The organism is Clostridium perfringens ATCC 13124 (assembly GCF_000013285.1).
Taxonomy (GTDB): domain Bacteria; phylum Bacillota; class Clostridia; order Clostridiales; family Clostridiaceae; genus Sarcina; species Sarcina perfringens.
In genome coordinates this window covers 1885283-1911561 of sequence record NC_008261.1, presented here as the reverse complement: position 1 = coordinate 1911561, position 26279 = coordinate 1885283, and the positions used below count along the sequence as shown (strand labels likewise).

The window sequence follows — 26279 nt, the reverse complement described above, 5'->3', positions numbered from 1 at the left end:
TTTGGATTAATGGAATTAATAATAGCGACTAGAAAAAGTAAGTTAGCACAAGTGCAAACTGAAAAAGTTATGGAACTTTTAAAGGAAAAAGAAAATGTAGATAGTAAGAAGCTTTTAGTTATGACAGAAGGTGATAGAAGACTAGATGTTTCATTAAATAAAATAGGTGGCAAGGGTCTATTTGTAAAGGAAATAGAATTAGCTCTTTTAAATAAAGAAGCTCATGGAGCAGTTCATAGTATGAAAGATGTTCCTTTTGAACTTCCTAGTGAATTTGAGCTTGTTGCAATGCCAGAGAGAGAAGATATAAGAGATGCCTTTGTATCTTTAAATGGATCAACTTTATCTAACTTAAGAAAAGGAGCTAGAATCGGAACTAGCAGTATAAGACGTGCAGAGCAGTTAAAGTTATTTAGAGATGACTTAGAGATTGTTCCAATTAGAGGTAATGTTCAAACTAGAATAAAAAAAATAACTGAAGAAAATTTAGATGGAATAATTTTAGCGGCAGCAGGATTAAAAAGACTTGGTATGGAAGATGTAATAAGTGATTATTTTGATCCAAAGGTATTTTTACCTGCTATTGGTCAAGGAGCTTTAGGAATAGAGTGCTTAAAAGGTGGAGAATTTAATGACTATTTTAAAGCTTTAGATAGCAAAGAGGTTAGAACTACTGTTGAGGCTGAAAGAAGTTTTATGAAGGTATTAAACGGAGGATGTCATAGTCTTATAGGTGCTTATTCAGAGGTTAAAGATAATGACTTATATATGATAGGTACATTTACTGTAAATAATAGAATAGTTAAAAAAGATATATTAGGAAATAAAGAAGATAATATATTATTAGGAAAAAAACTTGCAGAAAAAATATTAGGAGAGGTATAGGAGGAACTATGAGTAAAAAAGCATATATAATAGGGGCAGGTCCTGGAGATGAAGAGTTATTAACACTTAAAGCAATAAATGCATTACAAAAATGCACAGCTGTCTTATATGATAGATTAGTTGGGAACAATATACTTAATTATTTAAATGATGACTGTGAGATTTACTATTGTGGAAAAGAGCCAGGATGCCATTATAAAACACAGGAAGAGATAAATGAAAGTATAGTTGAGCTTGCTAAAAAAGGTCATGTTGTTGGTAGAGTAAAAGGAGGAGATCCATATGTTTTTGGAAGAGGTGGAGAAGAAGTATTAGCCTTAGTAGAAGAAAACATACCTTTTGAAGTTATTCCAGGGGTTACTTCACCTATTTCTGTTTTGAATTATGCAGGAATACCAATAACACATAGAGGATTAGCACAGAGTTTTCATATTGTAACAGGAATGTCAGCAAGAACTTTAAATGTAAATTGGAAAGCTTTATCAAAAGAAAATGGAACCTTAGTATTTATGATGGGACTTTCAAATTTAGAGACAATTGTTGAGAAACTTTTAGAAAATGGTAAAGATATAGAAACTCCTTGTGGAGTAGTAATGAGAGGAACAACTTCAAAGCAAAGAAAGGTTATTGGAACATTAGAAAATATATGTAAAAAGGTTAGAGAAGCTAAGTTAGAGTCACCTTGTATAATAGTTGTTGGAGATGTTGTCTCATTAAATGAAAAACTTTCATGGTATGAAAATTTACCTCTATTTGGAGCTAATATTTGCTTAACAAGATCTAAGGAACAATCTAAAGAGATTAAGTGGAAATTAAAAGAGTTAGGTGCAGAAGTAACAGAAATAAACTCTATAAAAATAAAAGAAACTGCTTATAATTTAGATGAATATATTAATACTTTAGAAAAATATGATCATATAGTATTTACTTCAGTAAATGCTGTTAATGTATTCTTTGATTATTTAGTAAAAAATAGAGTTGATATAAGAAAAATAAAAGCAGATTTTGCTGTACTAGGAAAAGCAACTAAAAAAGCTTTAATAGCTAGAGGGATTGTGCCAAGCATAATGGCTCATTCATTTACAGCAGAAGGTTTATTTGAAGTTTTAAAAGATAATATTAAAGAAGGAGAAGAGGTATTAATTCCATGTTCTTCTTTAAGCAGAGAATATTTGTTTGATAATTTAGCTTCTTTAGGAGCAAAATGTCATAGAGTTAATATTTATGATACTATATGCGGAGATGTTAAAAATCCAAGAGCTTTCAAGGAAGTTGATATGGTATTATACACAAGTCCTTCAACGGTTAAAAACATGATTGATATGATTGGACTTGAAGCTCTTAAAGAGAAAGTAAGCATAGCTATAGGACCTATAACTTTAAAAGCTTTAAATGAAAGTGGAATTGAAGGAAAAATGTGCAAAACACATTGTGGAGATGGATTTTTAAGTGAAATTGAGGGTATATGGCAAGAGGTTAAAAAATAAATTTGTGGTAAAATTAATTTTATAGGCAAATTACAAACAAATTAGGAGGAAAGATTATGATAAAGAGAGGAAGAAGACTTAGAATAAATAAGGAAATGAGAGACCTTGTTAGAGAAAATATTTTAACAGCAAATGACTTTATATTTCCTATATTTGTAGTTGAAGGAAACAACATAAAAAAGGAGATAAGTTCTCTGCCAGGAAACTATCATGTATCTTTAGATAGATTAAATGAAATAGTTGATGAAGTGGTAGCTTTAAATATAAAAGGTGTAATTATATTTGGTCTTCCAGAACATAAGGATGCTTGTGGATCAGAGGCATATTCTGATAATGGAATTGTTCAAAAGGCTATTAGAAAATTAAGAGAAGATTATGAGAACTTATTAGTAATAACTGATGTTTGTATGTGTGAATATACTAGTCATGGTCATTGTGGAATAATAGAAGGAAAAGATGTAGATAATGACAAAACTTTAAGTTTCTTAGATAAAATAGCAGTTTCACACGCTAAGGCTGGTGCTCATATGGTAGCTCCTTCAGATATGATGGATGGAAGAATATTATCTATGAGAAATGCTTTAGATGAAGCTGGATTTGTTAATGTTGGAATAATGAGTTATTCTGCAAAATATTGCTCAGCTTTCTATGGTCCTTTCAGAGAAGCTGCTAATTCAGCACCACAATTTGGAGATAGAAAAACCTATCAAATGGATCCTGCAAACTCAAGAGAAGCCATAAAAGAAGTAGAGCAAGACATAGAAGAGGGTGCAGATATAGTTATGGTTAAACCTGCCTTATCATATTTAGATATTGTTAAGGAAGTAAGAAATAAAGTAGATGTACCAGTTTGTGTTTATAATGTAAGTGGTGAATTTGCTATGGTTAAGGCAGCGGCTAAACTTGGACTTATAAACGAAAAACAAGTAGCTTTAGAAATGCTTTTATCAATGAAAAGAGCAGGAGCAGATATGATAATAACTTATTATGCTATAGAAGCTGCTAAATGGTTACAAGAATAGTTTAAGACTATAATATAATGAAAAAATATTTGCTTAACAATCTTATAGTTAGGAGAATGAATATGGACAGAAATAAAGAAATATTTGAAGAATCAAAAAAATATATGCCAGGTGGGGTTAATAGTCCTGTAAGATCTTTTGGAAGTGTTGGAATAAATCCTCCAGTAATAAAAAGTGGTAAAGGAGCTATGATAAAGGACGAGAATGGAAATGAATATATTGACTTTGTTTTAGCTTGGGGACCAATGATATTAGGTCATTGTGATGAAGATGTAGTAAAAGCAATAAAGAAAACTTCAGAGGAAAGTATAGCCTTTGGTGCTTCAACAAAATTAGAATTAGACTTAGCTAAGCTTTTATGTGAAACATTAGACAATGTCGACATGATAAGAATGGTAAACTCAGGTACAGAGGCTACTATGAGTGCTGTAAAGCTAGCAAGAGGATACACAAAGAAAGATAAAATAATTAAGTTTGCAGGATGCTATCATGGACACTTTGATGGATTCTTAATAGAAGCTGGATCAGGAGTATTAACAGAAGGAATTCCAGGATGCTTAGGTGTTCCAGAGGAAAGTATAAAGAATACTTTAATAGGAATATACAATGATGAGAAGCAAGTTGAAGAATTATTTGAAAAGTACGGAAATGATATTGCTGGAATAATAATAGAGCCAGTTGCTGGAAATATGGGTGTTGTTAAATGTGATCCTAAGTTTATGAGAAAACTTAGAGAATTATGTGATAAATATGGAGCACTTCTTATATTTGATGAAGTTATGTGTGGATTTAGAGTAGCATATAAAGGAGCACAAACTTTATTTGATGTTAAGCCAGATTTAGTTACTTATGCTAAAATAATGGGTGGTGGACTACCTTGTGGAGCATATGGTGGAAGAAGAGAGATAATGGAAAACTTATCACCACTAGGTGGAGTTTACCAAGCTGGAACAATGTCAGGAAATCCAATAGTAATGAGTGCAGGACTTGCAACAGTTAAAAAACTTTATGAAAATCCATCATACTATGATCATATTGAAAAAATAGGATCAAAACTTGAAAAGGGAGTTCTTGAAATAGCAAAGAAAAAAGGTTTAGGTCTTGTTGTTAATAGACAAGGTGGAATGATGACTTTATTCTTTACTGATTTAAAAGAAGTTAAATGTTATGATGATGTAAAAACTTGTGATGGAGAAAGATTTAAGAGATACTTCTTACATATGTTAAACAAAGGATTTAACATACCACCATCACAATTTGAGGCAATGTTCTTAAGTGTAAAACATACAGAAGAACATATAGATAAATTCTTAGAAGCTTTTGAAAGCTTTGAAGGATAATAAAATTTAAAAAGTTTTAAATCAATGCTGATTTTTAGATATATATTTAAGAAAAGACTTAATTTAATAGGAAGCTTTATTACAAATTAAATATACTTATATGTTTTTGTATTAGAAATTTTCTTTTTAATTAAGATATTTATATACCTGTAAATCAGCTTTAATTTTATAATTAGAAATTTTAATTAAGTGGGGTATTTATGAGAGAAAAAGTGAAATTAAAAAAAGACAAAGAATGTGATGTTTTTGTAATGGGAGCTGGAATTGCAGGAATTATGGCAGCAATTGAAGCCTCTAATAATGGTCAAAAGGTAATAATATCAAGTAGTTCAAATATCTTTTCAGGATCAAGCTTTTATCCTGGTACATGGGGTTTAGGGTTAATAGGGCCAGAGGATAGAAATGATGAAGAGGATTTAGCTAAGACTATTAAAAAAGTTGGGTGCAATATTGTAGATGAGGAATTAGTAGAAACCTTTGTTAAAAATATTAATCCAAGTATAGATTTATTAAAAGAAATGGGTGTTAAGCTTAAAGAAGCTAATAATTCAGGAGAAAAAGAATTCATACCATGCTTTGATCATAAAAATAGAAATTGGAATGGTATTTTATTTGAAAGTGCAAAAAAAGTTTTAGACCATAAGTTAAAGAGTAACGAAGTTTTGGAATATCCTTTTTCAGAGGTAATTGAAATAGTAAAGGAAGACAATAAGATTATAGGTGTAATACTTATTAACAGTTTAAATAAGCTTGAGTTTATAAAATGTAAAGCACTTGTAATTGCCTCAGGAGGTATAGGTGGTTTATTTAAATATAGGTTAAATACTACAGATATAACGGGGATGGGACAAGCTTTAGCCTTAAAAGCTGGGTGTAACTTAACAAATATAGAATTTATGCAAATGATGCCAGGATATATAAAGCCATGTCCAAAAACTATATTTAATGAGAAAACCTTTAAATATATAGAAGCTAGAAATGAAGAGGGAGAAGATGTATTTAAAGATATAGAAAACCTAAGAGAAAAGCTTGAAAAAAGATCGACTTATGGACCTTTTACTTCAAGATTAGACTCTAAGGATATTGACTATGCTATATTTAAAGAGTTTATGAAAAATAAAAATGGAGTTACTGTTAGATATAAAGATAGTTTGAAAAATAATATGCCAGAGTTTATTGAAGTTTATTTTAAGTGGTTAAAGGAAAATAAACATCTTACCCCAGATGATGAAATAAATATTGGAATATTCTTTCATGCAGCCAATGGAGGAATTAGCATAAATAAATGGGCAGAAACAAAGGTAGATGGATTATTTGCAGCTGGAGAATGTACAGGTGGTATGCATGGTGCAGACAGAATAGGGGGATTATCTACAGCAAATGGTCTTGTTTTTGGTAAAATAGCTGGAAAAAGTGCTAGTAGATATGCTTCTAGTAAAGGCTTAAGTGAAAAAGAAGAAGTAGAATTTGAAGCTTATGAAATAGAAGGAGCAGGGGATCTTATTTTAGAAGTTCAAGAAATAATGTTTAAAAATGCAATGATAGAAAAAAGTGAAGTAGGTGTTAAAAATTCACTTTTAAAGTTAGAGGAAATATCTAAGGGTTTTGTATATAAGAAAGAAGTAAATATGGAGAATTTAAGAAACTCATATAGACTAGAAAACAATATATTATTATGCAAGGCCATATTAAAAGCAATTGACCTTAGAAAAGAAAGTAGAGGTTCTCATTATAGATATGATTATCCAAAGGCAAATAAAAACATGGATAAGATGATAATGGTGGAGTTAGGTGATGATATTAAAGCTTATTTTAAAGAAAATTAGAATTACTATAAATAATAAAATTCTAATAGATTATTAAGATAGCCTTTTATATCTAGAAATCAATATTATTTTAAAATAGTGGTTAATTAATATAATTTAAAGTTTTGCAATTTATTATTAATAAAAAATACAGTGTATGGCAAAACATACACTGTATTTTTCTACATTAAAGGAGATACTAATCTTATTATGGATTCTCCAATTCGTGATATAATAGATCGTTTTTCAAAACTTTCAAGGGTTACTTTAGTACACACCTTTAGGTCTTTAAAGAATTGTTCTTCCATAGATTTTGAAATAGCTTCATTATATATAAATATATTGCTTTCAAAGTTTAAAGAAAAGCTTCTTATATCCATGTTAGCTGTTCCTACACTACATATAGAAGAGTCTGCCACTATGGTTTTAGCGTGAAGAAAGCCCTTTTCATATAAGTAGATCTTTGCACCAGCATTTAATAAGGATTCAAAATAAGAGTTTGCTATCCATCCCATAAATTTATGATCAGGATTACCAGGTAGCATTATTTTTACATCAACTCCAGATAAGGCAGCAAGTCTTAAAGCTTCAAGCATAGGTTCATCAGGGACAAAATAAGGAGTTTGTATGAAAAGATTTTTCTTAGCTGAATTTATAATTTTAAAATATCCATTTTTTATTTGTTGTTCAGTATGGTCAGGACCAGAGGAAACTATTTGAGCTCCAATAATCTTCTTTGGCAAATCAGTTGAATGAGGATTTATAAAATATTTTTTTAAATCTATGTCTAAATCTGATTCATTAGCATAACTCCAATCTAAAAGGAATCTTCCTTCTAGATCATTAATAGCAAGGCCCTTTATTTTAGTATGAGTATCACGCCAATGACCAATATTTTTATCTTTTCCAAGATATTCATCACCTATATTAAATCCACCTAAAAAAGCAACTTTGCTATCTATAATAAGTATCTTTCTATGATTTCTATAGTTAATTCTTAAGTTTATATATTTGCAAAAGCCAGGAAAAAATATTTTAAAATCTCCACCAGCTGCCTTTAATTTATCTATATCTTTTTTGTGTATAGAGTTACCAATAGAATCTACTAGTAATTTTACTTCAACACCTTCTTTAGCTTTCTTAGTTAAGGCTTGTAAGATTTTTTTGCCTATTTCGTCGCTTTTAAAAATATAAAATTCCATATGAATAAATTTTTCAGCTTTATTTATTTCATCAATCATTTCTTCAAAAAGACTATTAGCATCAAAATATAAATCTATATCATTACGTTGAGTGTAGGTTGAGTTGTCATTATTAAAGTTCATCATTATTAAGTCTTTATATTTTAAAGAAATATTATCTAATTTGTAGTGAGACTTAAATGAATTTAAATATTTTTGTTTTGTCTTGTCATCTAGAATTTTTCTTTTAAAGTTTTTTTCACGGGTAATATTTTGACCAAATAAAATGTAGATTATAAATCCTAATATGGGTAGAAAGGTTAATATTAAAATCCAAGCCCAAGTAGTTTGGGGATTTCTTCTTTCAATGAAGATTATGGAAATGATAAATACAATATTTATTAAAAATATCATATTTATAAATAAATGCATAATAATTCCTCCTTTGTATTTAGAAAGGTTTATCAGTCTAAATTTTTTTAATATATATTAGACTGATAAACTAAAAATGTTACCTTATATATATTTGTTCTAAAAGTTCAATTATGTTGACTTTACAATTTTCAGGGGTAGAGGCTAATAGCTTTATTCCCTTATAGCTTATTCTAAGTTTACATTTGCTATTTTTAAGCTCACTAGCAAACTCTAATATGGAACTCTTATCTAAATCCATATTAAAGGAACTTAATATAGTAAGATAAAGATACTCTGTGTAAAGATGTTTATGACTTACATAATTTTCATAAGAATCTATGCCTTCACATAGGAATTTAACATAATCATCTATATGATTAAATATTTCAGAAAGTTTATCTCTATAAATAAATTTTATAGAGTCAATTTCTAAGAATGCCTTATTTAAAGAAGATAAAATATCTTCTTTTATTATTGATACCTCTTCAGCTGAAAAAGTTAAATAAAGATTTAAATAGGAATCTCTATTAGAAAAAATAGTCTCTAAGTATCTTATAAAGGAATAAAAATCTTCTCTATTGTTACCAGGTTCTATTTGAAATAATATTTTAAAGAACAAGTTCCAATGAAAATCATAATTCATAGCATGGGCTAGTTTATTTCCAATTGAATTAGAAAATTCTGAGTCAAAACATAAGGGCTCAGCACCTATAGATAATTTGTTTTTAAAAGATATGGAATCCTTAAAAACTTCGTTTAATCTTACAGAAGTATTTACAAAAGTATTATAATATTCTTGAGAAGTATTACAATTATTTTTAGTAAATATGTAATCTATTATTATGTCACAGGCATTTCTAAAATCAACAGATATACCTAAATCATGTTTTACTTTAGAAGAGTATATATCATATATCATTTTAGAAAGTAAAATTTCAATACCTTCCTTCTTTAATCCAACCCCATTAGAATTATCCATATGAGAATTAACATGGTTAAATATAGTTAGAAGTTGATTATCTATTAAACATAAATTGTTTTTAATAGAATTAAGTATATTCTTATAAAATTTATCCCCTAAAATCATATTATAGTTTTTATATATGATCTTATGTTCAATTTCACCCCAAAAATTATTTACCATAGATTTTATTTGAAGTTCAAAATTAAACTTTTCTTCTTCATTTAGAATAAATCCATCTATTCTATATAATTCAAAACCATTTTTTTGTTTTAAGGGTTGATGTTCTCTAAGGTCTAAAAATATATTTGGATTTTGTGATGAGTAAGAAAATCCATCTTTATTAGTGCAATTAAATATTGTTCTTATAAATTTAAATATATGTTCCTCATCTTCTATAAATCTACATTCTATTCTGACACCTATTAAATCAGATAGGTTTCTAAATAAATCCGTAGGGGAATCATATTTTATGTAATAATTATGTCTTATTATTTTCTCTTTTAAACTAGAAGCTGATTTTACTCTAGTTGATATATTAAAAAATCCTTCACAAGAGTTCTCTAGTAGGGAGTAGAAAAAATCATCAAGCAGATTTGCACTATAGGCTAAATCTTTTTTCATCTCCTTAAGTAATTCTAAAGTACCTTTTGTAAATTCAAAAACTTTTAATTCCAAATTTAAAACACCGTCCTTGTTAGTTTATAAATAAAGTCAGTATATTTTAATAATACCAACATATAGTAAGTATAACAATAGAGGAATTTTAAATAATAATATATATAAGTGCTTTTATAAAAATGAATAATTTGTTAATAAAATCTCCTTAGAATTAAATATTAATTATATAAATGATTTATTAATAATAAATTATAAGAAAAAAACAGTAGTAATTAATAAATTCTGAAAGTGAAAAATAGACTTTGACTTTCTTTGACTTTTATAGTATTATAATTACATGAGATACAAAAAAGAGAATATTGAGGTGATAAAATGAATGCAGATAAAATGACATTAAGAGTACAACAAAGCTTAAATGATGCTTATGAAATAGCAGTTAAATATAATAATCAACAATTAGATATAATTCACTTATTTTCAGCATTAGTAAATCAAAAAGATGGTTTAATTCCTAATATATTTGAAAAAATGGGTGTTAATATAGATTCATTAAAAAGAGACATTCATGTTCAAATAGATAGGATGCCTAAGGTTTTAGGAGAAGCGGCACAATCATCAGGGGTTACTGCTACAAGAAGAATAAATGAAGTATTAATAAAGGCAGAAGAAATTTCAAAACAATTTGAAGATTCATATATAAGTGTTGAGCATGTAATGCTTGCAATGATAGATATAGATAAAAATGGAGCTGTAGGAGAAATCTTAAGAAAAAATAATATAACTAAAGATGGATTCCTAAAGGTTTTAAATGAAGTTAGAGGAAGTCAAAGAGTAGATTCACAAGATCCAGAAGGAACTTATGAAGCTTTAGATAAATACGGTACTAATTTAATAGAACTTGTAAAACAACATAAATTAGATCCTGTTATAGGAAGAGATGAAGAAATAAGAAGAGCTGTTAGAATTCTTTCAAGAAAAACTAAGAACAATCCAATACTAATAGGAGAACCTGGAGTTGGTAAAACTGCTATAGTTGAAGGATTAGCAGAAAGAATTGTAAGAGGAGATGTACCAGAAGGACTAAAGGATAAGGTAATTATCTCATTAGATATGGGTGCATTAATAGCTGGTGCTAAATATAGAGGAGAATTTGAAGAAAGATTAAAAGCTGTTTTAAAAGAAGTTCAAAGTTCAGAAGGAAAAATACTTTTATTCATAGATGAAATTCATACAATTGTAGGCGCTGGTAAAACAGATGGTGCAATGGATGCAGGAAACTTAATTAAACCAATGCTTGCAAGAGGAGAACTTCACTGCATAGGAGCTACAACTTTTGACGAATATAGACAATATATAGAAAAGGATAAAGCTCTAGAGAGAAGATTCCAACCTGTAATAGTTGAAGAACCAACAGTTGAAGAAACTGTATCTATTTTAAGAGGATTAAAAGAAAGATTTGAAATTCACCATGGAATTAGAATCCATGACTCAGCAATAGTAGCTGCTGCAAAACTTTCTCATAGATATATTCAAGATAGATATTTACCAGATAAGGCTATAGATTTAATAGATGAAGCTGGTGCTATGATAAGAAGTGAAATAGATTCTCTTCCAACTGAATTGGATATTATAAGAAGAAAGATCTTAATGCTTGAAACTGAAAAGGAAGCTTTATCAAAAGAAAATGATGATGCATCTAAGGAAAGATTAGTTGCTTTAGAAAAAGAGCTTGCAGAGCTTCAAGATAAAAATGATGAGATGACAATTAAATATGAAAAAGAAAAATCTCATATTTCAGCAGTTAGAGACTTAAAGGCTGAGTTAGATGAAGCAAGAGGATTAGCTGAAAAATATGAAAGAGAATATGATTTAAATAAAGTTGCAGAACTTAAATATGGAAAAATTCCAGAACTTGAACGTAAAATAAAAGAACAAGAAGCAAGTATGGAAAAAGATAATGAAAATGCTTTATTAAAAGAAGAGGTTACTGAAAATGAAATTTCAGAAATAATCTCAAAATGGACTGGAATTCCTGTTACAAAACTAGTTGAAAGTGAAAGAGAAAAACTTTTAAGACTAGAAGAAGAATTAAGAGAAAGAGTAATAGGTCAAGATGAGGCTACAACTGCAGTTGCTAATGCTGTAATAAGAGCAAGAGCTGGTCTTAAAGATGAAAGAAAACCAATAGGATCATTTATATTCTTAGGACCTACTGGAGTTGGTAAAACAGAACTTGCAAAAACTTTAGCTAGAAATTTATTTGATAGCGAAGACAATATAGTAAGAATAGATATGTCTGAATATATGGAAAAACATGCAGTATCTAGATTAATAGGACCTCCTCCAGGATATGTAGGATATGAAGAAGGGGGACAATTAACAGAGGCTGTTAGAAGAAACCCATATTCAGTAATATTATTTGATGAAATAGAAAAAGCACATGATGATGTATTTAACTTATTCCTTCAAATATTAGATGATGGTAGATTAACAGATAATAAAGGTAAAACTGTTGATTTCAAAAACACTATAATAATTATGACTTCTAACATAGGTAGTGGATACTTATTAGAAAATAAATCTAATGAAGGTATAGAAGATGATATTAGAGAAAATGTTATGAATGAAATGAAGTTAAGATTCAAACCAGAATTCTTAAACAGAGTAGATGATATCATAATGTTTAGACCTTTAAGCAGTGAAGGAATTAAGAAAATAATAGATATCTTCTTAAGAGATGTTGAAAATAGATTAAGAGAAAGAAATATAACTCTTGAAGTTACTGATGGAGCTAAGGAAATATTAGCTGAAGAAGGATATGATCCAGTATATGGAGCTAGACCATTAAAGAGATATATAAGCAATGTCTTAGAAACTGAAATAGCTAAGAAGATAATTGCAGGAGAAATTTATGATGGATCTGTTGCTTTAATAGATGGAGTAGATGGAAAAATTATAGTTTCTAGAAAATAAAATATAATAAATTTATAAGGACCATAGGTTTAATTAAATCTATGGTCCTTATTTTTATGTAATTTTAAATATATTTTTAATAAAATGATAACAAAAAACAAATTAATAATGAAAACATTTTAAATTTATAAAATTTTAATAAAAAACTGTAGAAAATTGAAAATTTTATGGTTATAATAATTTTAAAATACGAAAATAGTAAAGATGAAATTTATAATTTGAAAAGGAGAGATAAAAGTGGAACTGATAGGAATAGTAATAGTAATAATAGGATTTGCACTTAAATTTGATACTATAGCAGTTGTATTAGTAGCAGGACTATCAACTGGATTAGTAGCACATATGAGTTTATATGAAATATTAGAAAAATTAGGATCAACCTTTGTAAGCCAAAGACACATGACATTATTTATATTAACCTTACCTGTAATAGGTATGTGTGAAAGATTTGGCTTAAAAGAGAGAGCTATAACCTTAATAAAGAATATGAAAAATATGTCAACTGGAAAGCTTTTAAGTTGCTATTTATTTATTAGAGAAGTTGGGGCTGCAGTTTCACTAAGATTAAGTGGACAAGCACAATTTATAAGACCACTTATAAATCCAATGGCTCAAGGAGCAGCTTTCAGTAAATATGGAGAATTAGATGATAAAAATGAAGATTTAATAAAGGGAACAGCAGCTGCAATGGACAACTATGGAAACTTCTTTGGACAAAATGTATTCTTAGCAAGTTCAGGAGTTCTTTTAATAGCAGGAACCTTAGAAGAACTAGGATATGGAGTTAATGCTTTAGATATAGCAAAAGCTTCAGTTCCAATAGCTATAATAGCTTTAATATTAGGAGTATTACAAAATAGATTATTAGATAAAAGGTTAAGTAGAAACCTATCAAAGAACAAAGAAGAGATAAAATAGGGGTGATAATTAATGAATATGCAAATGATTTCTAATGTATTGCTTGAAATCTTTTATATAATAGTAGGACTTTTAATGTTAAATACTGCAATTGATACATTAAAAGACCAGGAACATAAAACTAGAATAGGAACGGCAATCTTTTGGACTATATTGTCAATCATATTTATAGCAGGAGGAGCTATTCCACCTGTAGTAGTAGGGGCATTACTTTTAGTTATAGGAGTATTAACTGCAAGTAAACAAGTAAATATAGGAAACCTAAAAATGCCTAATGTAGATTTTGCAGAAATGCAAGCTAAAAAGTTAAAGAATAAGATTTTTTTACCTTCAATTGTAATAGCAGTTGGATCTTTAGTTATTGCACAATTTACAAGTTTATCAGGAACTGTTGCCATAGGTATAGCTTCTGTGGCAGCTGTAATAACAACTTTCTTAGTATTAAAGGCTAAACCAAAGCATTTAGTAGAGGATAGTAACAGAATGGTTCAATCAGTTGGATCTACAAGTATATTACCTCAACTTTTAGCAGCTTTAGGAACAGTATTTACTGCAGCGGGAGTAGGAGATGTTATATCATCAGGTATATCTAATTTTATTCCTGAAGGAAACATATTAGCAGGTGTAATAGCTTACTGTGTAGGAATGGCAGTATTCACTATGATAATGGGAAATGCCTTTGCAGCCTTCTCAGTTATAACTGTGGGAATAGGATTGCCATTTGTATTTGCTCAAGGAGCTAATGTAGCCATAGCAGGAGCTTTAGCTCTAACTGCAGGGTATTGTGGAACATTATTAACCCCAATGGCAGCAAACTTTAACGTTATGCCAGCGGCCTTATTAGAGACAAAAGATAAGAATGTGGTTATGAAATGTCAAAGTTTATTTGCTATAATTTTATTAGTTATACATATAGCTTTAATGTATTTCTTAGCATTTTAATTAACTAGGTATTAGAAAGTAAGGAGTGTATGAGAATGAAAGTATTAATTACAGGATTTGATCCCTTTGGAGGAGAAAGTATAAACCCAGCTTTAGAAGCTGTTAAAATGATACCAGAAAATATAGAAGGAGCTCAGGTTATTAAATTAGAAATACCTACAGTTTTTAGAAAGTCTCTTGAAAAAATAGAAGAAAAAATAGAGGAAATTAATCCAGATGTAGTTATTTCTATAGGACAAGCTGGAGGAAGATTTGGTGTAACTCCAGAAAGAGTAGCTATAAATATGGATGATGCGAGAATAGAGGATAATGAAGGAAATCAACCAATAGATATTTCTATATATGAAGATGGAGAAAGTGCATACTTTAGTAATTTACCTATAAAAGCAATGGTTAAGGAAATGGTTGATAATGGAATACCTGCATCAGTTTCTAACACAGCTGGAACTTTTGTTTGTAACCATGTTATGTATGGAGTTTTATACTTAGTAAATAAAAAGTATAAAAATATAAGAGCTGGATTTATACATGTACCTTATATTCCAACACAAGTTGTAAATAAACCTAACACACCTTCTATGTCTATTAATGATATAGCAAAAGGATTAGAGCTTAGTATAAAGGCTATAGTTTTAAATGATAATGATATTAAAACTGTAGGAGGAGCTGTTTGTTAATGTTAGAACCTAAGGTTAAAAGAAAAATCTTTGTTTATGGAAGTTTGAGAACAGGATTTTTCAATTATGAAAAATACTTAAAAGGGAAAGTTATAAAAAGTGAATTAGGAAGGGTAAAGGGAACTTTATACCATATGCCTAAAAAAGGATATCCTGCTTTAATTGAAGGGAATGGATTTGTATATGGAGAAGTTATGACTATTCTTGATTACGAAAATGTTATAAATGCTATGGATCTTATGGAAGGATACTTAGGAGTTAATAACAAAAATAATGAATATAATAGAATTGAGATGGATGTTGAAATCTTAGGAAAGAAATCTTCTGAAAAATGTTATGTTTATTATTATGGAATGAATGATAAAGATGACTTTGAAAATAACAGTATATTAATACAGGATGGAAATTGGAGAAACTTTATGCTTAAAAAAGTTTCTTAAAGTAAAAAATAAGAGGTAAGAAAATTCTTACCTCTTATTTTTTGTTATTATTTCATTGATTGTTCGTATTTTTCTACCATTCTTTTAACCATTTCTCCACCAACGCTTCCGCATTGTCTTGAGCTAAGGTCTCCGTTATAATCTGAGAATGGTACTCCCATTTCATTTGCTACCTCATTTTTGAATTTTGATAAACCGTTTTTTGCTTCTGGAACTAAATGTTGTGACATTTTGAATTCCTCCTTTAAGTTTAATAAGATTTTTTTGAAAGGTTAAGTTTTTCTTTTCCTTTCAATATTATGATGTGCAGAATTGGATTTAATAATCTATAAACTTATATCCAATATAGGATTAAAAATCACATTATGGTATAAAATTACAAGTAGAACTGATTTATCTTATGAAAGTAAAATTAAAAATATCTTTGAAAAAAGCTCAAACAGAATTATTATCTGTTTGAGCTTTTTAATTTATACATTAAATTTTAAATCTTTATGTGATAAGAATCCATATGAAGAATCAGCTTCTTTAACAGCCTTTATAATAGCTTTCTCCATAACTTGAGCAGCTAAAAGACCAACTACATTTATATCTGCCTTAACTTTATTTGATGAAAGAGTAAATATTGTATCACCATCAAACATAGTGTGAGCAGGGCGAATGGTTCTTCCAAAACCATTTTGAGCCATAGATGCAATTTTATTAGCTTGAGCTTTATTAAAATCACCATTAGTCACTATGCACCCAATAGTAGTATTTCCTTTAAAAACATTTTTAGGATTAGAATAATTAGCTAATAAGCTTTCTTCTATGTTTATAAAGGAATTCCTATCTTGGCTTAATCCACCAGCTATTATTTTATTGTTATTATTAGGATCAACAATATCACCTAGGCTATTAACTCCTACAATAGCTCCTACCTTTAAATCTCCAACTTGCACTGCATAGCTTCCAAAACCACCTTTCATAGCAAGTTTTTGATTTAAGGCTTTACCTACTGTGGCACCTGTTCCACAACCTATATTTCCGTTTTTTGAGTCAAGATAGGTTTCAGAATTTTTACAGGCTTCTAAGCCCATTTCCTTATTAGGTCTTACTTTAGGATTACCACAGGCTAAGTCAAATAAAACAGCACCACATACTATAGGAACTTTAGCCACCCCTACGTCAAATCCAACATTTTTATTTTCTAGATATTCCATAACCCCTGAGCAGGAATCAAGTCCAAAGGCAGAGCCACCAGATAATACTACAGCATGAACTTTATCAACCATTTCCATAGGATTTAATAAATCAGTTTCTCTAGTTCCAGGAGCTCCACCGCGAACATCAACTCCTCCAGAAGCACCTTCTTCACATAGTAATACTGTACATCCTGTAGCACCTTCAAAGTCTTGAGCGTGGCCTAGTTTAAAACCATCTATATCTGTAATCTTTATTTTAAACATTATAATATACACCTCCATTAAATTGTTTTATATGATTTAGATGTTATATTTTAAGAATAATACTCTATTTTACATAAGTGATAATTTGCAGAGTTTAAAATTAATATAAAGTTTAAAAAATTTAAACCTTTACTAATAACTTAATAAAGTTTTAGCGTATAACTTTAAGTAAGCTATACGCTAAAATATATTTATAATCTTAAATTATCTTAAAATTTTTCTAACTCCTAATATAACAGGAATTGATATTAAGGCTGATATAAATGCCTCAGGAATTCCATTTGTAACTCCTATTCCTGCTAAAGTTAATTTTGCAGCATGTTCAGATATTCCTAGAGCAGAAGCATATCTTTCTAAATAAAAAACATATGTTAAGCCAAGTACACCTATGGTATTTGTTAAGGTTCCAATTACGGAAGCTGTACCTATAGATAGGGCTTCTTCTTTATTTTTATGTTTAAATTTAAACATGATAATCATACTTGCTAAAAAGAATAAAACACCGATTATAGCTGATATAGTTAAAGAATCTGTTAAAGCTTCAGAACTTACAAATAGAAGAACTCCAAGAATAAGAGAACTTATAATTGATGTAGCTTTTAAATTCTTTTTAGATCCTTTAATCATAGATGCATATACATAGTAACTTACCACACCTATAAGAATTCTAGGAACTAAAGCTATAATAGGATTTAGGAACATAAAGCTAGTTGGCATTGGCGCCGTAAAAGCTTGATACATAGAAAATAATCCAAAAACTAGTCCTATTAATCCTCCTACAATAGGACCCTCAATAATAGCTCCTATTATAACAGGAATATGCATAATAGTAGCCTTAACAGGTGGAATATTTATAAATCCTAATCCTGTTAATCCTAGAAATATTGATATACCAGATAGCATACCAATAACTACTAGTTTTCTTGTTTTTTGTCTAGTTTGATAGACTGCATTCATTGACTCTCCTCCGTTCTTATTCCCATTGGGATATAATTCGGTTGTTAAATTTTTAACCGTATAAAATAGTTCAGCTTCTAATATAGAATACCGACAGTGATATTTTAACATTAACTTTTTAAGTAATTCAATATAAAAAGGAAATTTTGTGCAAATTTATAAATGCCATAAAAGGTAGAATGGCTTACTTACAGGGATTAAAAGCATAAAGTAGTAATTTTCTGACAATTAATAAAAGAATGAATTTAAATTATTGGTGGTAAAATATAATTAAGTTAAATTAAAAATAAATTTTAATTAGTGAAAGTTTAGGAGTTTATATATGAAGGATAAAGAATTATTTGAAATTTTAGAAAAGCATATTTTAGAGGATAAGAATCCATCAGAATTTTTAAATTATTTAAAGGAAAAGAAGCTTTTAGAAGGCTCTTTTTTAGAAATATTAAGGGATTTAGAAGAGGTTAAGCAGGAGAAAAAACACCACCCAGAAGGAAATGTATGGATTCATACCTTGCAAGTTTTAGATGAAGCAGCAAGTTTAAGACAGCTTGCTAATAATAAAAGAGAATTTATGTGGGCAGCTTTACTTCATGACATTGGAAAGAGAGATACTACTAAGATGAGAAAGGGAAGATGGACTGCTTATGACCATGATAGGGTAGGAGCGAAACTTTCAAAAGAAATATTAGAAGAGGCTACTGATAATGAGAAATTTATAAGTGAAGTAAGCAGTTTAGTTAGATATCATATGTCTTATCTTTATATAGATAAAAATTTACCTTTTGTAAAACCAGAAGATATGGTTAAAAATTCAGATCTTCATGATATAGCTTTATTGACTTACTGTGATAGAGTTGGAAGAGGGAAAAAGACTTTAGAAGATAAGAAAAAAATATTAGATTCAATAAATAATTTTATAGTTAAAGTCAATGAGAAAACTAATGGAAACTATGAAAAATTATATGTTTTGGGAAAATAAGTAATTGATTTTTATAATGATTACTTATATAATGTCTATTATAAATTAAAATTCAATATGTTCGGATGAAGGTAATGGGAGAGTGATATTTTAAATATCCACCGAAGAGGGAAATCTTTCAGGTATTAGGACCGTTACTGGACGAGCCTCTGGAGAGACTCTTTTAAAAAAGAGCACCGAAGGAGCAAGGTCAAATTTTTTGACTGAAACTCTCAGGTAAAAGGACAGAGGATAAGGTTAGTTACTTAAATTTTTTAAGTATCCTTATTCTCCTCCGCAAATTTAAATTTAAGGAGGATTTTTTTTATGGAAAACTTATTAAATCAAATCGACAATTTAGTATGGGGAGTGCCACTTCTTATGCTGCTTGTAGGAACAGGAATATACCTGACTATAAGACTAAAATTATTACAAATTTTAAAATTACCATTAGCCTTAAAGTATGTATTTAAAAAAGATGAGGAATCTACTTGTGAGGATGCAGAAGGAGATGTTTCAAGTTTTGGAGCCTTATGTACAGCCCTTTCAGCTACTATAGGTACTGGAAACATAGTTGGTGTTGCCACTGCTATAAAGGCAGGGGGACCAGGAGCATTATTTTGGATGTGGGTAGCTGCTTTCTTTGGAATGGCAACTAAATATGCAGAAGGTGTACTTGCTATAAAGTATAGGGTTGTAGATGAAAATGGTCAAATGGCTGGTGGACCAATGTACTATATAAAAAACGGACTTGGTTTAAATTGGCTAGCTAATATTTTTGCTTTCTTTGGAATTGGTGTAGCTTTATTAGGAATAGGAACTTTTGGACAAGTTAAGTCCATAACTGATGCAGCAAGTATTACATTTAATGTTCCTACAATTATTACAGCAGGAGTAGTAACTTTATTAGTGGCTTTAGTAATTTTAGGTGGAATAAAAAGAATATCTAGCGTATCAGAAAAGGTAGTTCCTTTAATGGCGGGACTTTATATATTAGGAGTTTTAATTGTTATAGCTTTTAATTTAGATAAGGTTCCACATGCAGTATCAATAATTATTGAAAGTGCCTTTAATACTAAGGCTGCTTTAGGCGGAGCTGTAGGAGTTAGCATAATAACTGTAATGAAAAGTGGAATAGCTAGAGGGGTTTTCTCTAATGAAGCTGGGCTTGGAAGTGCTCCAATAGCAGCGGCGGCAGCTAAAACTAAGTCTCCAGTTAAGCAAGGACTTATTTCAATGACAGGTACATTCTTTGATACAATTCTTATTTGTACAATGACAGGTATAGTAATAATTCTTACTGGTGCTTATAGTGGAAGTTTAGAAGGAGCAGCACTTACAACACAGGCTTTTGAAATAGGTCTTCCTATAAGTAATATAGGAACATATATAGTTAATATAGGACTTATGTTCTTTGCATTTACTACAATATTAGGATGGAACTATTATGGAGAAAGATGCATTGAGTATTTATTTGGAATAAAAGCTATAAAACCATATAGAATTTTATATATAATTTTAGTTGCTATAGGATCATTCTTACCATTAACATTAATATTTATAATTGCAGATATTGTTAATGGATTAATGGCAATTCCAAACCTTGTAGGTATTATTGGATTAAGAAAAGTAGTAATAGAAGAAACAGAGGAATTCTTTAGGGAAAAAGCTTTAAGTGAAGAGAGTGCAGAATTAGAAGGAACTGTTTTAAATTAATATAAATAAAAAATCCATGAGTAAATTTTACTCATGGATTTTTTTATCTTCCTTCATTAGGAAGTTTACTTCTAACTATATTTTCAACTTTTTCAGGAAGCTCTGTAATTTCTTCCTTTGTAAGTTTATCAGTGTAAACTGGTGGATGAATATAAAGATTTACTTTACCAGGTTTTATGAAATAATGATTTCCTTCCATTATTTTATATGTTCCATCAATTGTAAGAGGAACTATAGGAACCTTTGGTTTAGTAGCTAATTTAAAACTACCAGCTTTAAATTCTCCCATTTTACTACATTGACTTCTTGTTCCCTCAGGAAAAACAACCATTGAATATCCTTCTTTTAATTGTTTAATTCCTTGTATAATACCTGCCATAGCTTTTTTAGGATGTTCCCTGTCAATAAATATAGCCTTTGAAAGTATTATCCAATCTTTTAATATAGGCATTTTTTCAAGTTCTTTTTTTGCTATAAATCCCTTTGGTCTATTAATAGAGTACATGATTACAGGAATATCCATATTACTTTGATGGTTACAAACAAAAAGAACAGGTCCATCAGGAATATTCTCTAAACCTTCAACATTAACTTCTATTCCAGCATCCTTAAGAAAAGTATGAGCTATTCTTCTACTGCATTGATATATGTATTCATCTCTTTCCTCAAGCTTACCTTCCTCTTCCATTTTATTTATTTTTTTTATATCAGATAAGGATTTTATTAATGTCCAGGCATATCCTTTTCCATACCAATATATAGATCTAAACATATATTTCGCCCCTTTAATATTACTAGTACTAAGTAATATTATAACAGTTTTTAAAAAATATCAAATATGGAATTTATTTTGTGGAGAGCAATAATAAAAAAGTATGGATATTTACTATTTCTTTCTTATAGAATATAATTTATCAAAATAGAGTTATTTTATTTGAGATAATTTAAATAAAAAATAAAGCAGAATAACTTATTTTAGAATATAAATTACTTTGATTGGAGAATACATTAAGATGAAAAATTTAGATTTGAAAAATGGAGTAATAATAGCAGATGGAGCTATGGGAACTAGAATAATGGAATTAGGAGTAAATTTAAAAGATACTCCATCAGAACTTTTAAATATTAAAAAGCCTGAATTAATAGAAAAAATTCATAGAGAGTATATAGAATCTGGAGCTAACTTAATACTTTCAAATACATTTATGTGTAATATTATAAATGCAAAAAGGAATAATTATAATTTAGAGGAAGTTGTGGGGGCAGGAATTCATATTGCTAAAAAAGCATGTGGAGATGGAGGTTTAGTTGCTTTAGATATAGGACCTCTTTCATATTATATAGAAGAAAATGATTCTTCTTTTAAAGAAATTGTTTATGAAAATACTGAAAGAATAATTAATGCTTCAAAAGATAAATTTGATTTAGTTATTTTTGAAACCTTAGGAAGTTTAAAGGAAGGGGAATTTGCAGTTAAAAAAGCAAAAACTTTAACAGATAAAAAGGTTATATGTTCTTTTACTTTAGCTTATAAAAAGGATATTCCTAATTTCATAAAAAATATGGTTTCAACTTTAGAGCCTTTAGGAGTAGATGCCTTAGGAATAAATTGTACAGGGTATGAAGAAATACTAATAGCCTTAGATATACTTAAGGAAAATATAAATCTCCCTATAATGATAAAGGCTAATTTAGGAATACCAAAAAAAGTAGGGGAAGAGCTTGTATATGATAAGACTTTAGAAGAATTTAAAAATTTATCTAAAAGAGCCCTTGAAAAGGGAGTTAATATAATAGGAGGATGTTGTGGAACAACTCCAGAATATATAAGAGCTATTTGTAATTTGAAATAGAGTATAAAAGAATAATGGTATAATAAGGGGATATAATTATGGCGAAAATAAGGGGAAAAAAGTTTTTTTAGAATTTCCTAATATATGTGTTTATTCACTAATAAAAAGTGATATTAAAGTTAAATAATCTATAAAAAGTCCACTAAACATATAAGATTGAAAATTGAATGAATGCTTTGTAAACGTATATAATCTAGGTATAGGTTAATGAACTTTAGATAAGGAGAGGTTAGGCATGAAAAAAGTACATGTAGTTTCCCACCAGTCACTGGGATAGAGAATGGTATATACCATTTCAAAAACATAGAGTTAAATTAGTAGATTTTATGGATTCATTAATAGATACCTTAGAAAATAATGAGCATTTTAAATATTTCCATTTAGATGGACAAACTATAGCTTTAGATGATTATTTAGAAATAAAGCCATATATGTTTCATAGATTAAAGAAACTTATAGAAGAGGGAAGACTTCATGTAGGACCATGGTATGTTCTTCAAGATGAATATTTAATAAGTGCAGAAGCAAATGTAAGAAATATGCTTTTAGGAATGAGATTTGCAAAAAGATTTGGAAACCCAGTAAAAATAGGTTATTTCCCAGATTCTTTTGGTAATATATCTCAAGCGCCTCAAATACTAAGAGGATTTGGAATAGATAATGCAGTATTCGGTAGAGGAATAACTCCAATAGCTTTTGATAACCAAAAGGTTGAAGAAGCAGGAGAAAATGAATATAACTCAGAGGTATTATGGAAATCACCAGATGGATCAGAAGTTTTAGGAATACTTATGGCTAACTGGTATAGTAATGGTAATGAAATTCCAGCAGATAAAAAAGAAGCTATTGAATTTTTAAATGATAGAGTTAATAAAGCAGATATGTATGCTACAACAAATCAAATACTATTAATGAATGGATGTGATCATCAACCAGTTCAAACAAATGTTGGTGACATAATAGATAATGTAAAAGAAGATGTTGATTTTGAATTAGTTCATAGTAATTTAGTTCAATATATAGAAGATGTTAAGAAAGAAGTTAAAGACTTAAAAGAGGTTACAGGAGAGTTAAATGGTCAATATACAGATGGCTGGTGGACTCTATGTAACACAGCTTCATCAAGACTTTACTTAAAGCAAATGAATAATAAGTCTCAAGTTCTTTTAGAAAGATATGTTGAACCTTTAGGAATTATGGCTTCATTAGAAGGAAAGAAATACGAAAGTGATTTCATACTTCAAGCATGGAAATACTTAATTCAAAACCATCCTCATGATTCAATCTGTGGATGTAGTATTGATGAAGTTCATCAAGATATGGTAACAAGATTTAAATCTAGTATGCAAATATCAGAGGAAATGATAGCTAGAAGTACTGAGTATATGTTAAATCTAGTAAATGGAACTACTACTGATAGAGAAAGCATTGTTGTATTTAATACATTAGGATGGGATAGAAGTGAGGTAGTAGAGGCTACAGTTGATGTAAATAAAGAATCAGATATAGAAAACTTCAAGGTTGTTACAGAAAATGGAGAGGAAGTTCCATCAGTGGTTGAAGCCTTAGGAGAAACATTTAAATATACTCTTCCAAATAATAGATTTAGGCAACCTGAGTATGTAAATAGATTTAAGGTTAAATTCTTAGCTAATAATATAAAAGCTTTAGGATTAAAATCATTTAAAATAGTTCCATGTGAAAAGAGAGAAGAAAAAGAAGTTTCCAAAGATTTAACTTTTGAAAATAAATTCTTCTCATTAAAGTTCAATGAAAATGGTACATTTGATTTAATTCATAAAGGAACAAATAAGGAGTATAAGAATTTAAATGCCTTTGAAGATTGTGGAGATATAGGAGATGAATACATCTTTAGAGCTCCTGAGAAAGATTTAGTGGTAAATACTTTAGGAAATAAAGCTTCTATTAATGTATTAAAAGATAATGAAGTAGAAAAAGTAATAGAGGTTAAAAATACTTTAGAAGTACCAGTAAAAGCTATTAAGAAAGAAAGTAGAAGAGTAGAAGAAATGACTGAAATTAAGTTAGTTTCTACTATAGTCTTAAGTGAAGTTTCTAAGAGAGTTGATATTAAAGTTGAAATAGAAAATACTGCAAAGGATCATAGAGTAAGAGCATTATTCCCAACTGGAATAGAAGCAAGCACTCATTTTGCAGAGGGACATTTTGATGTTATAGAAAGAGAAACAACTCCATGGGAAGGATGGCAAAATCCATCTAATTGTCAAAAACAAACAAACTTTGTTGATGTAAATGACGGAAAAGTTGGACTTATGATTGCTAACATGGGATTACCTGAATATGAGGTGTTAAGAGATGGTGAAAATACTATAGCTTTAACAATATTAAGATCTGTTGGAGAGTTAGGAGATTGGGGAGTATTTAAAACACCAGAGGCTCAATGTTTAGGAAAGAATGTTGCTGAATACTCAATAATAGCTCATGAAGGAGATTATACTGGAGAAAGAGCTTACGAAGAAGCATATAACTTAAATACTCCAATGTTAGCACTTCAAGGAGATTTCAAAGCAGAGGATTCTTTAGTTTCAATTAAAGGAGAAAATGTAGTTTTATCAGCCTTTAAGAAAGCTGAAGAGGGTGATTCTATAATAGTAAGAATATTTAACATTTCTGATAAGGAAGAAAACTTCCAAATAAAAGTTAATAGAGATGTTAAAGAAATAAATGAAGTTAACTTAAATGAAGAACTTATAGAAAAACTAGAAGTAAAAGAAAATGCCATTAATGGAATTATTTCAAAGAAACAAATAAAAACTTTTGAAATAGTGCTTTAATAAGGAAGTAATAAGAGGATATATCTTTTGATATATCCTCTTTATTAATTTCATGTGTCTTTTATTAGAGAACAGTTGTATTTTAAAATGTAGGGTGATATACTTTAGGTGTGTATATGATTAAAGATTAAAACCTGATTTTATCATATATAGAATATTTAAAAATTATATCTAATTATATAAAGTAAATAGAATAAAAATATTTTAATTAATATTTTTATTTTAGTGTTAAAGTATTTTTAAATTTAATTTATAAATGATGTTTTTTATTGAAAATATTAATTATAGGTGGTATTTTAATAAGTAGCGAATAAAAGAGGGCTATTATTTTACTTGGATTTTGGATATTTTATAGATGTAAAGAGGTGAATAGTTCCAATGGAAGGAAATTTATTAGTTATAGATAAAAGAGTATTACCAGAAGTTTTTGAAAAGGTAATAAACGCTAAAAGACTTTTAAAAGAAGGAAAAGTTAAGGAGATAACAGAAGCTGCAAAGCAAGCTGGTATTAGTAGAAGTGTTTATTATAAGTATAAAGACTATATATTTGAATTTGCAGAAACCCTTCAAGGTAGAAAAGTTATATTTAATATGGTTGTTACTCATGAAAAGGGAGTTTTATCATCTGTTTTAAATATATTATCAGATGTTGGGGGAAATATACTTACAATAGATCAAGGGCTACCTATACATGGATTAGCTCATGTAAGTTTCACAATAGACATATCAACTATGAAGTGTGATATAAAGGAAATGTTAAATGAAATAGAATTAGTTCATGGTGTTGAAAAGGTAGAATTTGTTGCCATGGAATAGAAAAATTCCTAACTTAGAATAATCTAAGTTGGGAATTTTTTTTGAAATT

21 protein-coding genes and 1 riboswitch are annotated in these 26279 nt (G+C 28.9%); of the genes, 15 read left to right on the top strand and 6 right to left on the bottom strand.

The features are described from left to right. Positions 1-9 precede the first annotated feature (9 nt). The 5 genes from hemC to CPF_RS08180 all read left to right on the top strand — a co-directional run bounded on the left by hemC (position 10) and on the right by CPF_RS08180 (position 6560). Positions 10-885, top strand: a complete 876-nt coding sequence (gene hemC, locus CPF_RS08200; protein ID WP_003454674.1) for a hydroxymethylbilane synthase — start codon at positions 10-12, stop codon at positions 883-885. Between the two features lie 8 nt (positions 886-893). After that, positions 894-2372, top strand: a complete 1479-nt coding sequence (gene cobA, locus CPF_RS08195) for a uroporphyrinogen-III C-methyltransferase (RefSeq protein WP_011590842.1) — start codon at positions 894-896, stop codon at positions 2370-2372. 56 nt (positions 2373-2428) lie between these two features. Then, complete coding sequence (gene hemB / locus CPF_RS08190; protein ID WP_003457183.1) at positions 2429-3394, top strand: porphobilinogen synthase; 966 nt, start codon at positions 2429-2431, stop codon at positions 3392-3394. 62 nt (positions 3395-3456) lie between these two features. Then, a complete protein-coding gene (gene hemL / locus CPF_RS08185; protein WP_003481561.1) occupies positions 3457-4734 on the top strand; it encodes a glutamate-1-semialdehyde 2,1-aminomutase in 1278 nt (425 codons plus the stop codon). A gap of 200 nt (positions 4735-4934) precedes the next feature. After that, the gene (locus CPF_RS08180) at positions 4935-6560 is read left to right on the top strand and encodes an FAD-binding protein (RefSeq protein ID WP_011590841.1); all 1626 of its coding nucleotides are present in this window, start codon (positions 4935-4937) and stop codon (positions 6558-6560) included. Positions 6561-6721: 161 nt separating this feature from the next. On the opposite strand, the gene cls is transcribed toward CPF_RS08180, so the two are convergent. Then, positions 6722-8152: a cardiolipin synthase gene (gene cls, locus CPF_RS08175; RefSeq protein WP_003454642.1), complete on the bottom strand. Its 1431-nt coding sequence runs from the start codon at positions 8150-8152 to the stop codon at positions 6722-6724. 79 nt (positions 8153-8231) lie between these two features. Continuing rightward, entirely contained in the window at positions 8232-9773 is a 1542-nt protein-coding gene (locus CPF_RS08170) for a GTP pyrophosphokinase (RefSeq protein ID WP_003463725.1), read from the bottom strand. Positions 9774-10088: 315 nt separating this feature from the next. Here CPF_RS08170 and clpB point away from each other — a divergent pair, with 315 nt between their 5' ends. The 5 genes from clpB to CPF_RS08145 all read left to right on the top strand — a co-directional run bounded on the left by clpB (position 10089) and on the right by CPF_RS08145 (position 15666). Continuing rightward, positions 10089-12689, top strand: coding sequence for an ATP-dependent chaperone ClpB (gene clpB / locus CPF_RS08165; RefSeq protein WP_011590839.1), 2601 nt, complete (start codon positions 10089-10091; stop codon positions 12687-12689). Between the two features lie 237 nt (positions 12690-12926). Beyond that, positions 12927-13607 carry a DUF969 domain-containing protein gene (locus CPF_RS08160; RefSeq protein WP_011590838.1) on the top strand — a complete coding sequence of 227 codons (681 nt, stop codon included), beginning with the start codon at positions 12927-12929 and terminating at the stop codon, positions 13605-13607. Between the two features lie 12 nt (positions 13608-13619). Beyond that, a complete protein-coding gene (locus CPF_RS08155; protein ID WP_003454619.1) occupies positions 13620-14549 on the top strand; it encodes a DUF979 domain-containing protein in 930 nt (309 codons plus the stop codon). Between the two features lie 35 nt (positions 14550-14584). Beyond that, on the top strand, positions 14585-15226 hold the full coding sequence (pcp, locus tag CPF_RS08150; protein ID WP_003463757.1) for a pyroglutamyl-peptidase I: 642 nt from the start codon (positions 14585-14587) through the stop codon (positions 15224-15226). Beyond that, positions 15226-15666, top strand: coding sequence for a gamma-glutamylcyclotransferase family protein (locus CPF_RS08145; protein ID WP_011590837.1), 441 nt, complete (start codon positions 15226-15228; stop codon positions 15664-15666). Before pcp ends, CPF_RS08145 begins: the two co-directional genes overlap by 1 nt. A 47-nt stretch (positions 15667-15713) precedes the next feature. Here CPF_RS08145 and CPF_RS08140 read toward each other — a convergent pair whose 3' ends face one another. The 3 genes from CPF_RS08140 to CPF_RS15255 form a co-directional block, all read right to left on the bottom strand. Beyond that, a complete protein-coding gene (locus tag CPF_RS08140) occupies positions 15714-15896 on the bottom strand; it encodes an alpha/beta-type small acid-soluble spore protein (protein ID WP_003454632.1) in 183 nt (60 codons plus the stop codon). A 240-nt stretch (positions 15897-16136) separates the two neighbouring features. Beyond that, positions 16137-17114, bottom strand: coding sequence for a P1 family peptidase (locus tag CPF_RS08135; RefSeq protein ID WP_011590836.1), 978 nt, complete (start codon positions 17112-17114; stop codon positions 16137-16139). A gap of 204 nt (positions 17115-17318) precedes the next feature. Beyond that, positions 17319-18071 carry an ECF transporter S component gene (locus CPF_RS15255; protein WP_003478027.1) on the bottom strand — a complete coding sequence of 251 codons (753 nt, stop codon included), beginning with the start codon at positions 18069-18071 and terminating at the stop codon, positions 17319-17321. A 322-nt stretch (positions 18072-18393) separates the two neighbouring features. Between CPF_RS15255 and CPF_RS08125 the strand changes: the two genes are divergently transcribed. Further along, entirely contained in the window at positions 18394-19050 is a 657-nt protein-coding gene (locus CPF_RS08125; RefSeq protein WP_011590835.1) for an HDIG domain-containing metalloprotein, read from the top strand. A gap of 139 nt (positions 19051-19189) precedes the next feature. After that, positions 19190-19288, top strand: a riboswitch (glycine riboswitch). Between the two features lie 68 nt (positions 19289-19356). Further along, on the top strand, positions 19357-20745 hold the full coding sequence (locus CPF_RS08120) for an alanine/glycine:cation symporter family protein (protein ID WP_011590834.1): 1389 nt from the start codon (positions 19357-19359) through the stop codon (positions 20743-20745). Between the two features lie 43 nt (positions 20746-20788). Here CPF_RS08120 and CPF_RS08115 read toward each other — a convergent pair whose 3' ends face one another. Then, positions 20789-21517, bottom strand: a complete 729-nt coding sequence (locus tag CPF_RS08115; protein WP_011590833.1) for a lysophospholipid acyltransferase family protein — start codon at positions 21515-21517, stop codon at positions 20789-20791. A 241-nt stretch (positions 21518-21758) separates the two neighbouring features. On the opposite strand from CPF_RS08115, the gene CPF_RS08110 reads away from it, so the two are divergent. From CPF_RS08110 to CPF_RS08100, 3 genes are all read left to right on the top strand, one after another. Next, positions 21759-22598, top strand: a complete 840-nt coding sequence (locus CPF_RS08110) for a homocysteine S-methyltransferase family protein (protein WP_011590832.1) — start codon at positions 21759-21761, stop codon at positions 22596-22598. Between the two features lie 287 nt (positions 22599-22885). Further along, the gene (locus tag CPF_RS08105; RefSeq protein WP_233419477.1) at positions 22886-25414 is read left to right on the top strand and encodes an alpha-mannosidase; all 2529 of its coding nucleotides are present in this window, start codon (positions 22886-22888) and stop codon (positions 25412-25414) included. Positions 25415-25792: 378 nt separating this feature from the next. Then, entirely contained in the window at positions 25793-26230 is a 438-nt protein-coding gene (locus tag CPF_RS08100) for an ACT domain-containing protein (RefSeq protein WP_003454663.1), read from the top strand. The last annotated feature ends 49 nt before the right edge of the window (positions 26231-26279 follow it).

What these genes read in the sequence shown, in the direction of transcription:
- CPF_RS08115 (WP_011590833.1), bottom strand. Translation starts at nt 21,517, where the DNA reads ATGTTTAGATCTATATATTGGTATGGAAAAGGATATGCCTGGACATTA.
- CPF_RS08145 (WP_011590837.1), top strand. Translation starts at nt 15,226, where the DNA reads ATGTTAGAACCTAAGGTTAAAAGAAAAATCTTTGTTTATGGAAGTTTG.
- CPF_RS08120 (WP_011590834.1), top strand. Translation starts at nt 19,357, where the DNA reads ATGGAAAACTTATTAAATCAAATCGACAATTTAGTATGGGGAGTGCCA.
- pcp (WP_003463757.1), top strand. Translation starts at nt 14,585, where the DNA reads ATGAAAGTATTAATTACAGGATTTGATCCCTTTGGAGGAGAAAGTATA.
- hemB (WP_003457183.1), top strand. Translation starts at nt 2,429, where the DNA reads ATGATAAAGAGAGGAAGAAGACTTAGAATAAATAAGGAAATGAGAGAC.
- CPF_RS08110 (WP_011590832.1), top strand. Translation starts at nt 21,759, where the DNA reads ATGAAAAATTTAGATTTGAAAAATGGAGTAATAATAGCAGATGGAGCT.
- hemC (WP_003454674.1), top strand. Translation starts at nt 10, where the DNA reads ATGGAATTAATAATAGCGACTAGAAAAAGTAAGTTAGCACAAGTGCAA.
- cls (WP_003454642.1), bottom strand. Translation starts at nt 8,152, where the DNA reads ATGCATTTATTTATAAATATGATATTTTTAATAAATATTGTATTTATC.
- CPF_RS08100 (WP_003454663.1), top strand. Translation starts at nt 25,793, where the DNA reads ATGGAAGGAAATTTATTAGTTATAGATAAAAGAGTATTACCAGAAGTT.
- cobA (WP_011590842.1), top strand. Translation starts at nt 894, where the DNA reads ATGAGTAAAAAAGCATATATAATAGGGGCAGGTCCTGGAGATGAAGAG.
- CPF_RS08180 (WP_011590841.1), top strand. Translation starts at nt 4,935, where the DNA reads ATGAGAGAAAAAGTGAAATTAAAAAAAGACAAAGAATGTGATGTTTTT.
- CPF_RS08155 (WP_003454619.1), top strand. Translation starts at nt 13,620, where the DNA reads ATGAATATGCAAATGATTTCTAATGTATTGCTTGAAATCTTTTATATA.
- clpB (WP_011590839.1), top strand. Translation starts at nt 10,089, where the DNA reads ATGAATGCAGATAAAATGACATTAAGAGTACAACAAAGCTTAAATGAT.
- CPF_RS08125 (WP_011590835.1), top strand. Translation starts at nt 18,394, where the DNA reads ATGAAGGATAAAGAATTATTTGAAATTTTAGAAAAGCATATTTTAGAG.
- CPF_RS08135 (WP_011590836.1), bottom strand. Translation starts at nt 17,114, where the DNA reads ATGTTTAAAATAAAGATTACAGATATAGATGGTTTTAAACTAGGCCAC.
- CPF_RS08140 (WP_003454632.1), bottom strand. Translation starts at nt 15,896, where the DNA reads ATGTCACAACATTTAGTTCCAGAAGCAAAAAACGGTTTATCAAAATTC.
- hemL (WP_003481561.1), top strand. Translation starts at nt 3,457, where the DNA reads ATGGACAGAAATAAAGAAATATTTGAAGAATCAAAAAAATATATGCCA.
- CPF_RS15255 (WP_003478027.1), bottom strand. Translation starts at nt 18,071, where the DNA reads ATGAATGCAGTCTATCAAACTAGACAAAAAACAAGAAAACTAGTAGTT.